The sequence below is a fragment of the Fodinibius sp. GM108 genome (genome assembly GCF_058386985.1).
In genome coordinates this window covers 129,251-144,184 of the sequence record NZ_JBYEIR010000002.1, presented here as the reverse complement: position 1 = coordinate 144,184, position 14,934 = coordinate 129,251, and the positions used below count along the sequence as shown (strand labels likewise).

General features: G+C 41.5%; 16 protein-coding genes and 2 tRNA genes. 8 read left to right on the top strand and 10 right to left on the bottom strand.

Annotated features, from left to right (window positions below):
- Positions 1–11 precede the first annotated feature (11 nt).
- The gene (locus tag ACT3ID_RS03930) at positions 12–1,436 is read right to left on the bottom strand and encodes a PAS domain-containing sensor histidine kinase (RefSeq protein ID WP_491540687.1); all 1,425 of its coding nucleotides are present in this window, start codon (positions 1,434–1,436) and stop codon (positions 12–14) included.
- Positions 1,437–1,627: 191 nt separating this feature from the next.
- Here ACT3ID_RS03930 and ACT3ID_RS03925 point away from each other — a divergent pair, with 191 nt between their 5' ends.
- Together ACT3ID_RS03925 and ACT3ID_RS03920 are read left to right on the top strand one after the other, a co-directional pair.
- Entirely contained in the window at positions 1,628–2,179 is a 552-nt protein-coding gene (locus ACT3ID_RS03925) for a YciE/YciF ferroxidase family protein (protein WP_491540686.1), read from the top strand.
- 69 nt (positions 2,180–2,248) lie between these two features.
- Entirely contained in the window at positions 2,249–4,150 is a 1,902-nt protein-coding gene (locus ACT3ID_RS03920) for a heavy metal translocating P-type ATPase (protein WP_491540685.1), read from the top strand.
- Positions 4,151–4,162: 12 nt separating this feature from the next.
- Here ACT3ID_RS03920 and ACT3ID_RS03915 read toward each other — a convergent pair whose 3' ends face one another.
- The 5 genes from ACT3ID_RS03915 to ACT3ID_RS03895 all read right to left on the bottom strand — a co-directional run bounded on the left by ACT3ID_RS03915 (position 4,163) and on the right by ACT3ID_RS03895 (position 8,038).
- Positions 4,163–5,248: an AI-2E family transporter gene (locus ACT3ID_RS03915; protein ID WP_491540684.1), complete on the bottom strand. Its 1,086-nt coding sequence runs from the start codon at positions 5,246–5,248 to the stop codon at positions 4,163–4,165.
- A gap of 369 nt (positions 5,249–5,617) precedes the next feature.
- Positions 5,618–6,118, bottom strand: coding sequence for a hypothetical protein (locus tag ACT3ID_RS03910; RefSeq protein ID WP_491540683.1), 501 nt, complete (start codon positions 6,116–6,118; stop codon positions 5,618–5,620).
- Between the two features lie 52 nt (positions 6,119–6,170).
- Positions 6,171–6,611: a MamS/MamX family magnetosome protein gene (locus ACT3ID_RS03905; RefSeq protein ID WP_491540682.1), complete on the bottom strand. Its 441-nt coding sequence runs from the start codon at positions 6,609–6,611 to the stop codon at positions 6,171–6,173.
- A gap of 71 nt (positions 6,612–6,682) precedes the next feature.
- Entirely contained in the window at positions 6,683–7,549 is an 867-nt protein-coding gene (locus tag ACT3ID_RS03900) for a transporter (protein ID WP_491540681.1), read from the bottom strand.
- Positions 7,550–7,567: 18 nt separating this feature from the next.
- Complete coding sequence (locus tag ACT3ID_RS03895; protein WP_491540680.1) at positions 7,568–8,038, bottom strand: hypothetical protein; 471 nt, start codon at positions 8,036–8,038, stop codon at positions 7,568–7,570.
- A gap of 128 nt (positions 8,039–8,166) precedes the next feature.
- On the opposite strand from ACT3ID_RS03895, the gene ACT3ID_RS03890 reads away from it, so the two are divergent.
- From ACT3ID_RS03890 to ACT3ID_RS03880, 3 genes are read left to right on the top strand one after another with little or no spacing between them, the layout of a single operon-like run.
- A complete protein-coding gene (locus tag ACT3ID_RS03890; RefSeq protein WP_491540679.1) occupies positions 8,167–8,751 on the top strand; it encodes a BCAM0308 family protein in 585 nt (194 codons plus the stop codon).
- A 56-nt stretch (positions 8,752–8,807) separates the two neighbouring features.
- Positions 8,808–9,662, top strand: a complete 855-nt coding sequence (locus tag ACT3ID_RS03885; protein WP_491540678.1) for a universal stress protein — start codon at positions 8,808–8,810, stop codon at positions 9,660–9,662.
- A 5-nt stretch (positions 9,663–9,667) separates the two neighbouring features.
- Positions 9,668–10,474, top strand: a complete 807-nt coding sequence (locus ACT3ID_RS03880) for a universal stress protein (RefSeq protein ID WP_491540677.1) — start codon at positions 9,668–9,670, stop codon at positions 10,472–10,474.
- A 21-nt stretch (positions 10,475–10,495) separates the two neighbouring features.
- Here ACT3ID_RS03880 and ACT3ID_RS03875 read toward each other — a convergent pair whose 3' ends face one another.
- A complete protein-coding gene (locus ACT3ID_RS03875) occupies positions 10,496–10,804 on the bottom strand; it encodes a sll1863 family stress response protein (RefSeq protein ID WP_491540676.1) in 309 nt (102 codons plus the stop codon).
- Between the two features lie 17 nt (positions 10,805–10,821).
- The gene (locus ACT3ID_RS03870; protein ID WP_491540675.1) at positions 10,822–11,352 is read right to left on the bottom strand and encodes a DUF2267 domain-containing protein; all 531 of its coding nucleotides are present in this window, start codon (positions 11,350–11,352) and stop codon (positions 10,822–10,824) included.
- 300 nt (positions 11,353–11,652) lie between these two features.
- On the opposite strand from ACT3ID_RS03870, the gene ACT3ID_RS03865 reads away from it, so the two are divergent.
- Positions 11,653–11,726: transfer RNA gene (locus ACT3ID_RS03865), tRNA-His, on the top strand.
- Between the two features lie 103 nt (positions 11,727–11,829).
- A tRNA-Glu gene (locus tag ACT3ID_RS03860) sits at positions 11,830–11,902 on the top strand.
- 284 nt (positions 11,903–12,186) lie between these two features.
- On the opposite strand, the gene ACT3ID_RS03855 is transcribed toward ACT3ID_RS03860, so the two are convergent.
- Positions 12,187–12,858, bottom strand: a complete 672-nt coding sequence (locus ACT3ID_RS03855; RefSeq protein WP_491540674.1) for an SDR family oxidoreductase — start codon at positions 12,856–12,858, stop codon at positions 12,187–12,189.
- A gap of 84 nt (positions 12,859–12,942) precedes the next feature.
- Positions 12,943–13,449, bottom strand: a complete 507-nt coding sequence (locus ACT3ID_RS03850; protein WP_491540673.1) for a DinB family protein — start codon at positions 13,447–13,449, stop codon at positions 12,943–12,945.
- A gap of 206 nt (positions 13,450–13,655) precedes the next feature.
- Between ACT3ID_RS03850 and ACT3ID_RS03845 the strand changes: the two genes are divergently transcribed.
- The gene (locus ACT3ID_RS03845) at positions 13,656–14,927 is read left to right on the top strand and encodes an MgtC/SapB family protein (RefSeq protein WP_491540672.1); all 1,272 of its coding nucleotides are present in this window, start codon (positions 13,656–13,658) and stop codon (positions 14,925–14,927) included.
- Positions 14,928–14,934: the final 7 nt, after the last annotated feature.

Sequence of the window (14,934 nt, the reverse complement as noted above, 5' to 3'; positions counted from 1 at the left end):
GCTTTAGCTCCTTAGCTTAATTGTTGTTGTAAATTATTCACCGGTACCGTACATACTATTTGTGTCCATCCGTCAGTAGTTCTATGGATACTAAGATCTCCCCCCATCGTATTAGCTCGATATCGCATCGTCTTAATGCCCATTCCATTATCAATATTCTCACCATCCGAAAAACCTATCCCATCATCTTCGATCAGTAACTGCAGATAATTTTCATTTACCTCAAAGCGAACAGAGACATTTTCGGCCTCTCCGTGATTCATAGCATTATTTAGAGCTTCTTGTGTGATACGATAGAGGTGCAGTGATACATTTTGTTTTTCACTTGGAAGATCATCGGGAAACATACAGTTGCATTTAATATCAGATACTTTTTCAAACCGTCCACAGAGTCGCTGTATAGCCACCTTCAAGCCTTCGTTTTCAAGCTCTATATGAGCCAGGCCATGGGCCAGATTTCGTGCCAGCTCGTCAGCTTCCTTAATCATTTCAGCAATTTCAACCACCTCATCGGCGGCCGGCAATCCATTGGCTTTAAACTTCCGAGCCAGATTACGGCTGATAAGTCCGATCCCGGAAAGCATCTGTCCCAGGCTGTCATGTAGCTCCTGACCGATATAACGACGTTCATCCTCAGCTCTCTTTAATATCTCATTTTCCAGCTCCCTGCGATCACTAATGTCTTTTATCATTCCGGTAAAGATAACTTCATCGCCAAATTTCACCTCGTTAACGGCCAGTTCAATAGGAAATACAGTACCGTCCTTTTTTAATCCCCTCACCTCTCTGCCAATTCCGATAATTTTGCGTTCTCCCGTTTCCAGGTAATTTTCCAAATACTGGTCATGTTCTTCCTGGTATGGTGAGGGCATCAATATGCTTACATTTTCACCGATTACTTCTTCAGAGCTGTACCCAAACATCTCTTCCGCGGCTTTATTAAAATTTTGAATGACTCCTTCTTTATTAATTGTTATGATTCCCTCAACAGCTGTCTCTAAAATGGCTTCTGTTCTTGCCTGACTTTCGGCCAGTTCAAACTCTGCCTTCTTTTGCAGAGTAATATCACTTGCTGTACCTAATATGACATGCTTTCCCTGACTATTTTCTATCATATTTCTCTTCACATCCACCCAAACTCCTGAACCATCTTTACGGCGTCCTTTTACTTCAAACGATATGCTCTCCCCTTTTTTTAAAGCGATCAGTTCTTCCTCAAAATTCTCTTGGCCTCTATCGGGATACAGATGCCACACCGGTTTGCCAACGATTTCCGGTGCTTTATATCCGAAGATCTTCTCACCGCCACCATTCCAAAACAGAATCGTGCCGTCCGGGTCTATCAGCATTACCAGACGGGGCAAATTCTCTAGTATAGTTCTTAGGTCCTGTTCTGAAATTGCCATATCTGTTTTTTCTTCATTTGTATCATTCATAGTGAGTTCTCCATACGCTGAAGAATAGTTTTAGAATATTCCATCTCATCCAATAAAATGTAAACAAATTCCCCCACATATCATGCGGGGATATTACCTACATCACTATTATCACTTTTCTATATATGAATCTGGATAATCTTGATTATCATTTATCAAACATTCCAAAATAATTTAATCATATCAGTATTATGAAAGAACTAGAACAAGAACAGGAAATTTTTGACCTCTATGATCTAATGCTTGAACAACTTCGGGATCTCTATGACGGTGAACGTCAGCAGCTTGATTACCTGCTAGAGGCCGATGAGCAGGCAAGCTCCTTTGAGCTCGATGAGATTATCCAGATGCATCGGCGCGAAACAGAGAAGCAGCTAAGCCGACTCGAAGAAGTTTTTGACACTCTTGGTGAGAAACCAACCGGTGAATCCTGCGAGGGAATACAAGGAATTATCAATGAGGCCAAAAAGTTGACTAAACGCTGTAAAAATCCCGAAGCACAGGATGCAGCACTTGTCACAGCTATCCAGCATATTAATCATTACGAAATGGCCGGCTATGGAACTGCCATTGCGTTTGCAAAAACACATGGTCAGCATGACATTGCAGAGATTCTGCTCGATACACTCCGTGAAGAGAAAAGAGCTGACATGGGGCTAAGTGAACTGGCTGAAGACCAGATCAATCCGGATGCAAAATGGTCAACGATCGTTAAAAAATCAGAAAAGGAAGAAACTTCATAGGTTCAATATCGAGAACTGATAAAGCTATATATCATCAAAAAATGGAGAAAGCTGTTTTTCAGCCAAACCGTGAAAATTTCTATATCAGCAAATAAATTTAAAACTTTCTTAACCGCAATTTGTTCTCTCACTTTACTGATTGGAGCTCTCGGCGAATGGACAGGATGGTTACAGGAGCATACCGTGCTTGTTTTTTATGTACTTTCCTATCTGAGCGGTGGTTATGCGGGAACTATTGAGAGCGTTAAGGCTCTCTTGAAGTTCAAAATTAATGTTGATGTACTCATGATTCTGGCAGCCATTGGTGCCGCTATTATCGGTGAATGGATGGAGGGGGCCATTCTACTCTTCCTTTTTTCGCTAAGTAATACTCTGCAGGATTATGCCCTCGGGAAAAGCAGACGCGAGATCAAGTCACTGATGAAACTTCGTCCCGACACAGCCTTGGTGCGCCGTAATGATGGTTCGGAAGAACAGCGGCCAGTTGAAGAGCTCTCAAAAGGTGATATGGTAATTGTTAAGCCCGGAGAACGAATTCCCATCGATGGAGAGATAACAGAAGGCTCTACAACAGTAAATCAAGCAGCAATTACAGGAGAAAGTGAACCCGTCAGTAAAGAGCCGGGGGACGAGGTTTTTGCAGCCAGCCTCAACGAGAATGGTGTTATAACAGTTCAGGTTACAAAACTGTCTGAAGAAACAACGTTGGCAAAAATAATCCAGATGGTAGAAGAAGCCCAGGGTAGTAAAGCCGCGACACAGCGATTTTTAGATAATTTTGAACCCTGGTATGCGGCAGGAATCATAGTAGCGGTTATTTTACTCACCCTGTTGCCCTTGTTATTTTCCGGCCGACCTTTTGATGATATTTTTTACCAGGCTATGACTGTACTTGTCGTAGCTTCGCCATGTGCACTCGTAATCAGCACACCTGCATCAGTTCTTTCTGCCATTGCCAATGCCGCACGGAACGGCATACTTTTTAAAGGCGGTGCCTATCTGGAACAGGCGGCTTCAATCGAAATTATAGCTTTTGATAAAACCGGTACCTTAACTGAAGGAAATCATGTAGTGACAGACGTTATTTCTATCGGTAATGGTTATGGGAATAATGTCTCTGAAGCGGAGCTGTTGTCACTGGCGGCATCGGCCGAAGAGCACTCTGAACATCATCTGGCGGTGGCAATCCTGGAAAAAGCCAGAGAGCAAAATGTTTCATTCGGAAATGCAATTCAAGTACAGACAGAAGCAGGAAAAGGGATAACAGCCCGTGTAAGGGATCAGACAGTACAAGTGGGCAATGAAAAGCTTTTCGACATAAACAGCAGGTACTGGCAGAATGGAATCCGGAAGAAATCAGATAAACTAAAGTCGGAGGCCAAGACTGTAATTTATGTAGCCATCGACAATAAACCGGTGGGTCTAATTGCGGTAGCTGATGAAATCCGTGAGCAGGCCGCGGAAGCGATTAAAACACTAAAAAAGCTGGATATACATCGTCTGCTTATGTTAACAGGCGATACGGAAGGGGTGGCAAAATCGATAGCAAAAAAGTTGAATATTGATGAATATCATGCCGAACTGCTGCCCGATGAAAAGGTAGAATTTGTTAAAAAACTGGTAAAACAAGGAGCTACGGCCATGGTGGGAGATGGTATCAACGATGCACCCGCACTGGCAACCAGTCATTTGGGAGTGGCTATGGGTACAGCCGGTACTGATGTGGCTCTTGAAACGGCCGATGTGGTGCTGATGGGGGATGATCTCAATAAGCTGCCCTATCTTATTCAGCTGGCAAGAAAATCCCGAAAAATCGTTTGGCAAAATATCATTTTTAGCCTGGCTGTTATTGCGGTACTGGTTGCATCGGTCTTTTTGTTTGATCTGCCGCTGCCGATCGGCGTTGTGGGACACGAAGGGAGCACGCTTTTAGTCGTACTGAACGGACTGCGTCTCCTATGGGGTAAGTAAAGTTTTAAATTACTATTCTTTTGATACCTCTTCTTCTCGCATCTCGTGCTGCGTCCGATAATCGCCAAGAAGCAGGGCCACGGGTTTCCATTCATCGAATTCGGCAAATACAACTTTTAAAGCTCCCAGAAGAGGGATAAATAAAATCATTCCCGATACGCCCCAGATGCTGCCACCTACAAATATGGCAATAAGTGCTACCATGGGATTTAGTCTAACCTGTGATCCCAGTACATAAGGCGTAATCAAATTATTTTCCACCAGTTGGACAAACCAAAGAGAAATAAGTACAGCAAAAGGAAAAAACAGTGAATCTGTGGTAGCAATGGTGTAGAGAATAACGGCAAGCGAAGCAATGATCACTCCGATGTATGGCACGAGATTGAAAACGGCCAGTAATACCGCAAAGAATAAAGCGTAATTAATTCCCAAAAGCGTTAAAGTTATATAGAAGAGAATTCCAATTATCACCGTAACGGCCATTAATCCGGCCATATACTGCTGAACTACCTTATTTACTTTGCTAATGATATCAGAAGCCTTTGTACGGTGACTTTTTGCCAAACCAAGTAATCCTCCATAAAAAAGATCTCTATAATAGAGCATAAAGAAAATGTACAGGGGGATAACTGTTATCAGGGTTATGGTCTGAAATGCCGAAAAAAGTGAGTTCTGCAGCATAACCAGTGAGTTGTTTATAATACCTGACAGGGAGTTGGAAATCTGTTGGGCTATCGCTTCGTTTGTAACTCCAAAAACTTCTTCACCTGTCTGCTGAAGTGACAAAATCCAGTCGTTCAGTTTGCCGGTTACAGCAGGGGCATCACGCAATAAGCCCAATATTTGAAAAGATAGTATGTACAGTACAAGACCTATAAAAAAAGTTACTATTATCAACACAGATATTATCGCTGCGAACCGGGGGATGTTCTTCTTTTCCAGCCACTGTGTGGCCGGTAAAATGAGCAGTGAAATAAGCAGTGCCCAAGCCAGGGGAAGCAATATCAGCTGAGCTTGCACCATGATATATACCACCAAAACCGCTGCCAAAAGGAAGGCGGTGAAACGTACGATATTGGAATTACCGGTTTTTTGCATAGGATTAATTAAAGTACCAGGCGTTTAGAATTTGTAGAAACTCATAAGATATCTCTTCAGCACTAATATAACGGGGTCGGAAATACTTTGGCGCTGTGCCTGATTGTTGTTTCCGGATAGGCTGTTAACCACAGCGGAATAACCAGTAAGGGAATCAGCCAGAATATATAAGGACCAACTTTACTTTTTCTAATAATAACACCTCTGTTGAATAATATAGATGCAATGTTAGTTTAAGGTTTAGGCAAATATTTTAAATAATTAGCTTCTTTGCTTTCATTAGAGCTTTTAACCCCTCTCTGCTACAGACCCTGAAATAAATTCAGGGTGACATATTTATTTAGTAAAGCTATCATAGGAAAAATATATCTAAGATATAGTCTTATAAACAGTTAGAGATTTTTCAGGAATTATAATACTGCTCTGTTGTTCGCCCGTTATTTCTATATGGCGTATGTGCCCGCCCAGATTGCCGGTATAGGCAAGATAACCGAATGTTACCAAAGCATATATCAGCAAGGTCCAAACAAAAGGTTTAAATCTCTTTCCCTGCTTTTTGAACATGAAGAGTCCCGCAATACCGCCAGCTCCCAAAACTACAGTCAACCACCAGGCAATATCAGCTGCATGTTCATGTGCTTCAATAGTGTCATGCGAAATTCCGGCTATTTCTTCGACAATATCTTCAGCCTCTTCACCGCTTTGAAATACAATCAAAACAGCAAGACCGGCTAAAACAAATCCAATAAAAGCAATCTTATAGTGTTCGCTATTTTTGCTGATAACTGCCCATACCAACATGGCAGTCGAAAGAAATGTCAGTAATATTGGAATGTGGTTGGTCAATAAGTGTAAATGTGCTGCATCCATAGTTTTTCCTCTTGTTCTCGTTATTTTTTAGCTATAGTTACAAAAGTGGTTATTACTTTAAATTTCCCCTTCTCCAGGCATTCCAGTAAGGAATCCCCTGTTCGTCTCTCAGCCATAACTTCATTTCATCTTTTTGTATGACAGAGGCAATAATAACTTCCCGATTCTGATACATAACTCTGGATCCCGTTACCGATATTTGATCCCCTTCGCCCAAGACAGCCTCCTGTTCATCAAGATACCAGACGGGGCCCAGATGAACTTCAATTTCGCTACCGGAACCGGTTGCAAGGATCAAATGCTTGCCTTTCGTACTTCCTGCCTTCCCTTGCTCTGTAAGAATTTCAGAAATTTCTCCACGTATTGTTTCAACTGTGTTGACATCAAAATTTCTGACATATTGCTTAGCGCGCTGCTTATTTTGTGCCTCTGCCGACGATGCCGTCAAAAGAACAAAGAGCAAGGTGATTGTTGTATAAAACAGAGTTTTCATAGTTTTTCACTTTTTACTATTTCTATCCGAATGGTGGTATTGCAATCGGATGGTTAAGTTTATATTTGCTTTTAGTTTAATCTAACCTGCCAGCCAGCTCCGACTGAAACATCGGAGGAGGATTCTGACAAGCCGTAATACATATTGACATTCAAGTTTGTCCGACTACCAAGCTGGCGGCCTATTCCCAGTCCAACCGACATGGGCGGATCCACATCTTCGATGATTTCTGTCATCCCAAAAAAGGAACTCAACAGCATCCATTTGCCGCCGGCCAGAGACTTGCCAATCCCTGCCCCATAATTCAACGCGTTCTTCAGCTTCAGATCAGGCATATCTCCGTAGTGCCAGTACATCAAATTGCCGGACAAGAACCAGGTACTTATCCCTTGAGATATAGATCCTCCCCATCCCACATCCCATTCGCCGGTACCGAATCCGCGGGTAGGATCCGCAAGCGGAAATTTTAGAGACGCATCCAGCTTTAGGGAAGTAGTACCAAGATCCTTACCAATAATCTTATAGCCGAGGTTCACGGTGGGGTCACTGAACCCTGATTGCGTATATGAAGCAGTGTCAGGCAGATCTATTTGGTGTCTGCGATTTCCCATTCCCTGTCCCATACCCTGCCTGGTATGTTGACCTACTGACTTGTTTTGAGGTCCGCCGGTAGGTATTCCTCCTGTACCGCTGTACGATATCCACGGCGAATTTTGGACAACAAACGGAAAGCTAAATGAGGCATTATAACGTGGATCACTTACACTTAATCCATTCGTCAAATAGAAACTTTGCGTCCGCTCTTCAAAAAAATAGGAGCCGGAGGACAGTTGCATATTGCCGTTGTAATACAGCTGTTGCGCAACCAGATTCCCGGCTCCTGCGATCTCAAGCAACATAGCTCCTATGAGTAAAAACCATATTCTTGCTTTTTTCAACGCTATGGTTTTTTAAGATTAATTTTGATCCGGCTGATGCTTTCGCAGTCTTTCGGTCATACGTTCCATTGTGCCCACCGTTTCTTCGAGCTGCCCCATCATATCCCGCATCTGCTGACGTATTTGCTCCATATCTTTCTGCATTTCGGGATCCTGCATCATCTGCCGGTCCTGAAGCATCATATTACATCGTTCGGCTGCATTCTTCATGTTGCCCAACATGAGTCCCACCTGCTCACCCATGCGGTGCATCATCTGGAATTGATGCTGCATCTGCTCGTTTTGCGTCTTTTCCATCATGCGCGTCATCTCCTGATTCATCATATGAACCCGCTCATTCATCTGATTCATTTGCCGGTTCATATCCTGCATCTCTTTCATCTGTTGCTGCATCATCTGCTGATGCTGGGACTGCTGCTGAGCAACAGCTGTGTTTACAAGCAATAATGCTCCAACAAACAATCCCAAAAACATTTTTATTACTCTCATCTTTTTTCCTTTTAACTATGGTTTAGAAAAGTTCACAAAACAATATCAGCTTTTCCTGAAAGGTGCATTGTAAATTGATTCACCAAAGCAGATGTAGTTCGAATAGGATCTAACCTGTAGGGAAAAACATGACAGGAATCATGCAGGTTTTTTCCTCACAAATAGTAAACGGCAACTCTTACAACGATATAGTTCAGGAAAAGCGATTATTAATACAGTTAGATGATTTAAACTTTACAGACATAGAAATGACAGAAAAGAATGTTGATCAAAAAACAACTCTGAATACAGGGGGTATCTATAAAAAAACGGTATCCAACACCGCAGTTTGTAGTGAGTGCGGGGCTCTTTATACAGATGGCCGGTGGACCTGGGACGATATCCCCGAAGAGGCATCATCAATTTTATGTCCGGCTTGTGAACGGATAAAAAGTCGACGCCCTGCAGCTGTTGTAGTATTGAAAGGGACTTTTTTCCAATCCCATAACGCTGAGATAATGAAACTGGTCCAACAGATACAGCGCAAGGAAACATCTGAATACCCGTTGGAACGTGTAATTGAGATCAGAGAATATAAAACACATACAGAGATTACTACCACGGGAGCTCATATGGCGGGTCAAATAGGCCAAGTGTTATTCGATTCATACAAAGGAAGTTTAAACTACGAGTATGACGATAAGCAGATGGTAAGAGTGAGCTGGAAACGATAGTAACTATTGCTAGTTACACAATTTTATTTAAGATTAATTTTAAACCTGCATTCACTATGAATATCAAAAATATTTTATTCCCCACCGACTTCTCCGAAAACACGGAAAATGCTTTAACCTTTGCTCTGGAGATCGCGCGTACCTATGACGCGACGCTGCATATTATGCACTCTATTGAAGAACCTTATGATTTTGCTCCCATGATTAAAGATATCAGAGACACCCTGGACCAAAGAGTAAAATTGCTATTCGATAGATTGAAAAATAGTATCAAAGAAGATGAAAAGTACAGTAGTCTGGATATAAAAACCTATATGCAAACAGGAAGAGCTCAATTTACTATTCTTGAAGAATCCAGAGAGCGGGATATTGATCTTGTTGTAATGGGGACGAAGGGACGTACCGGTTTGGAAAAGTTTTTCTTTGGCAGTTCCACTGCAGAAGTTATTCAACACTCTCACGTACCGGTATTGGCTGTACCCAAAGAAGCTGAATATGACGGCTTCAAGCAGATCGTATTTACAACCGATTATCAGGATGGGGATATTGAGGCACTGAAATATATAACCGATTTCGCCGATCTGTTTGGCTCAAAAATAAAGGTTTTTCACTCATCACTGGAAAATGATTTTAGGGCTGAAATTATGTTCCGCGGACTCATAGAAGTGGCAAAAGAATCGATCCCTTATCAGGATATCGACTTTGATCACGATATAACCAACTCTTTCTTTGATGCTATCTCCAATCAAATGTTAAACGGTAGCATTTCTCTATTGGTTATGAATCGTTATGAAGAGTCACTTTCTATATTTAAGAAACATCAAACTAAGGAAATGAGCTATTATACAATTGTTCCTCTGCTCATTTTACCTATAAAAGAAATGATTAAGAAAAAAGAAAAACAGTCATAATTAATATGTTAGATAATATTCAACAGATACTTCATCCGACAGATTTTTCCGACTCGGCTAAAAATGCATTCAGGTATGCCACAGAAATTGCGCATCGGTGTAAAGCTGATTTGCTGGTAATGCATTCCGCAAAACCATCGTACGTTTACGGTTCAGACAAAATGATGGAAGAAGTTATCAGTCAAAACATATACAAAGACTTATATATTGAAACTACCATTGAGTTTGGAGAAACAGTTCCGACTATACTCGATTTGGCAGGTGATCTTATTGTGATGGGGACTACCGGAAAAACGAATATGGCAAAAATTATTTTTGGAAGCATTTCGTCTGAAGTTATAGTTAAGTCTCCTGTACCCGTGCTGGTAGTACCTCCGGAACAAAATTATTCGGATTTCAGCCGATTTGTCTTTGCGACCGATTATAATGATCGAGACCTGGTAAAACTACAACAGCTGACAGATTTAGCAGAACTGTTTAATACCGAGATTACCGTCTTGCACATAGCAACAAAAGATAATCTGGAGACGCAGATAAAATTCAGAGGATTCAAGGAGATGGTTAAAGAATCCATAAATGCTTCGAATATATCTTTCCGCCTCATTTTTGACGATGATTTTTATACTGGCTTGTCAGCCTTTCTGCATGATCACACTGATGAGCTGATTGTTATGACCCGTAATAAGAAGTCTTTCTTCAAGTCTCTGACTGAGGAGGATCACATCGAAAAAACCATTTATACAAAAGTACCCCTTCTGGTACTACCCGCCGAAGAGGCACTTAAAAAAACGGCTGAACCTCAAGATGGTTGATATGCCGTAAAATGAGAACAGCTATTTTTTGACTTCTTTTTTCAAAGATTTAATACCCTTTTTGATATCATTCCATAGCTTTTCTGCATCATTTTTTAGCTCTTGATATGTATTTTTACCAGCTTCCTCCAGTCGGTCAACTTTTTCACTGAGTTTGCTCCGTTTCATTTTTAATCTGTCGAGCCTTTGCTTCGCATCCTGTTTTATCTCAGAAAGATGCTTTTCATATTTTTCCTCAAATTCCTCGAGTTCGCGATCCCATTTTTTCAGTTTGGTTGTCAGTTTATCTATATACTTTTCGCGTTTGGTCATTGGAGTTTTATCGTTCATGATATATCCTGTATTTATTAAACAGTTTGTGTTTTATAATTTTCGTCCCAGAATTGTTGAATATCTTTCGGCATGTTACTATAGATATCCTCCAACTCTCCCTTACTTATGTGTGAGTAAAGCACCAGAAGTACAGATCTAAAAGCCAACTCAGTATCAATATCAGGCATTGGGCCAAATGCATCTTCAATTCTATTTTTGAATCCTTCCACATGAAATTTTTCGGGCTTATCTGGGAAATGATATCCTTCAAAATAAAGCCCCCGGATTAACATCGGAAGCTGTGCCGATAGTTGAAAAGCTTCTTCTGGTATTATCCGATCACGAATAGCATGTAACACCCCACGAAGAGCGTTCCAGGCTATATCTTTATCTTTTCTGTCATTAACCTCCATATGAGCAGAAATTTCTTCTATCCACTGGCTGGCATCTTCTATATACTTTTCCAGATAAGTGGGAGTTTTTGCTTTCATACTTCTCTCCTTTTCAAAAGATTCTTGTTTTTGTAATGTATCATACCAATGGAGTCCTTGAGGTCGATCTTCCATAAAAGGATACGCTTTGTATTGTAAAAACACTCATTTACAATGAAACAGTTTCACTATTCACAGAGTGACGGGTATTACCCTAATCCAGATGAGAGATCATCCATTACCCCACATGTAGAGCTAAAGAGATCTATAATTGCTTTGACTATACATTTGCTTTCTTTACCAGATATTTCAACCATAAATTTTATTGAATCTCTCAGAATATTCCGTATCTTTGGAGCCTTAAAATTGATGGTAACGAAAGGGACACAGAGTTCGTTATTATCAACTGTCAGTGATAACCTACTGATACTTATGGAGCTCGTAGCTCAGCTGGTTAGAGCGCCAGGTTGTGGCCCTGGAGGCCGTGGGTTCAAATCCCATCGGGCTCCCTTCTTTTTTTGGGAATAGAACGCAGATTACACGGATCGGACGGAAGCTCGAAGTAATATTTTTTTACTAATATCTGTATCATCCGCGTTCCATTAAGTATATGCCGCGTTCGTCTAGGGGTTTAGGACGCCGCCCTTTCACGGCGGTAGCACGGGTTCGAATCCCGTACGCGGTACTCTATAAAGCCCTTGTAATTCGCCAACCGGCGGATGCAGGGGCTTTTTTTATTTAATATAAAATTTTGTGATCACCAGTTCGGCTTGATATCAGATAGTCTCAAGAATTTTCTATTCACACACTCCTTTCGATTTCTAGAAAATTTATCTCCGGATATTTAGCGCCCCATCCTCGCACTGTGGTATCACCAGTTACTTCTATATCTGCTATAATTTCAACTCGATTTTCATCTTCAGGAAAGTAATCAGCATAGTCTTCCCGGGTATAAAAAAGATACGTCTGTTACGGCTGCAACGGACGTACCTGCACATCGGTATAATGGAAGTTCTGCGGGCATTGCAAGATATATATTGCTGACTGGGCTAAATCATCCGGCTGCAACTTATTTTTCACGGAATCAGAAAAGCCGGTATCCACCGAGCCGGGTGACAGACACGTAACTTTCACGCCATAATCACGCAACTCCTGATGAAGTGAACGTGATATACCGACGACAGCATGTTTGGTCGCCGAGTAACAACTCATACCTGCTATGCCATTTGTCCCTGCTCCCGAGGAAATATTGATAATATGTCCCTTTTCATCGGCTTTCATCTGAGGAATTACCAATCGACTTATATAGAAGATCCCATGTACATTCAGATCAAAGAGATAGCGCCACTTTTCCGGCGGCATCTCATCCATTGCTCCTTTGTAACCCACACCAGCATTATTTATTAGAATATGGATCTGCTCTCCCAATAACTCTATGGTTTCTTGATAGGCTTCCTCAACAGAATCCTGTTGGGTAAGATCCGCTTTCACATAGTGAAAGTTTTCATGCGCAAAATCTTTTGGTTTTGTACGGCTCCATCCCGCCACAATAACACCGTTGTCCAGCAGCGCCTTAGTGATGGAATGACCGATACCTCTGCTCGTACCTGTAACAAGGGCTGTTTTATTTTCCAGATCCATAGGAAAACACTTTTTAATGATGATGTAGAAGTTTATAACCTGTTTGCGTCACTAAACGTTTAACGAACTCTTGACTGGTCGGGATCAGTCAATCTCATATAAATAAAATATATAATCTGTCGGTACTCCCTCATGTCCCTGCTGGCGTAGCATCGCAGAAATATTTCCCCGGTGATAAGTTCCGTGATTGACAACGTGTGTAACCATTGCAGAAATGGCAGTTTTCATCTTACCAAATTTAGGATGTTCTATTTCAATAATTTTCTCAAGATCTCTCTGCTCATCAAAGAAAGCTTTATACTGCTCTGTCATCTTTGAATAAAGATACTGCATATCATAAATATCTCTACCCGTACTTTTTTCCCGAAGCTGACTGATTTTATCCATGGTTTCTCCTAACGAATCACCTCCCATTACACTTAGCCACATACCGTCAGTCTGATAAACATGAATAATCACCTCGCGTATTGAGCTAAAAACGCTTTTAATTTCCCGGTCATAAACTTCAGCCGGCAACTTTTTAAGATGATTAACAATCCGTTTGTTCGCCCATCTGTGATAATCATACAGCTGTAATGTTTGGTTATTCATAATATACCTCTACTTGGATTACCAGATATAATTTTTACCAATCATCTATTCTTCTAATATAGCATAGATTCAGGTTTAACAACTGATAACCTTTATCCTTAAATATCATCTATTGTTCCTCTTATAAAAGGAACCTGCTTTTATTCGGCAAATCTATTAGCTTTAGGTTCAATTTCAGTACACGGCAAAGGTAATCGGGATCCATAATGGAGATAGAATTGCAAATTTTTTGGAACCTGCTGGCAGCACTGGCAGTTGGTCTGCTCATCGGAATTGAGCGCGGATGGAGCGGACGCGAGCAGGATGAAGGCGATCGGGTTGCAGGTATCCGCACATTCAGCCTTGTCGGTTTACTGGGAGGTTTATGGGCAGAGATGTCTGGATTTGTAGCTGAATGGATACTTGCCGTTGTGTTTCTGTGTATTGGAGCTCTTATCGTAGCATCTTATGTCGTGGAGTACAAGGTAAAAGGCAATAAAGATATTGGCATCACAACCGAGATTGCTTTGTTACTTACATTCTCATTGGCTGCATGGGCCGCTTTTGGATACCGGGTTTATGCTATAAGCTTTGCAGTTATCGTGATGATACTGCTCAATTTAAAACCAGTATTGCATCGCTGGCTTCGAAAGATAGAAGTCAAGGAGATTTATGCGGGATTAAAACTGCTGGTCATTTCTGTCGTGTTGTTACCGCTGCTTCCCAACCAAGGATATGGTCCCTGGCAGGCACTGAATCCCTATTGGATATGGTGGATGGTGGTACTTATCTCGGGATTATCTTTCATAGGCTATTTTCTTATCAAACACCAGGGAGAGCGATTAGGTACACTTTTAACCTCTGTTACAGGCGGACTCGCCTCGTCCACTGCTGTTACTCTGAGTCTTGCTCAATTTGCCAGACAGCAAAAAAACATAGGCAGTCATATCTTTATTGCCGGCGTCTTGGTTGCCTCTTCTATTATGTTTGTCCGTGTAGCTGTAGAAGTTGCCATTGTGAATCCAAATCTTCTGCACCCCCTGTGGATACCTCTCACTGTTATGTTGATACTAACGGCAGGTGGGGGAATCTGGCTGTCGATGAAATACAATCAGTCTTCGCAGGAACGGCCGGAGATCGAGCTCAAGAATCCGCTTAACTTCTTTACGGCTCTGCAATTCGGTGTTTTGCTGGGAGTCATAATGCTATTGGCTACCGCCCTCGAAGAGTGGTATGGTGACGAGGGAATTTACCTGCTGTCACTTATATCCGGATTGATGGATGTTGATGCTATTACACTTTCGTTATCACGTATGGCACTTGAAGGAACGAGTGATGTAGTAGCGACATTGGGTATTGTTATATCGGTTATCGCCAACACTTTGGTTAAGGCAGGGTTATTTATCTTTTGGGTTGGGTTTCGTAAAAGCAAATCATTGATTGGCATTATCCTGTTAGTCTCTATCGCAGGCATCATCAGCATATTACCACTGCTATAACATGCTG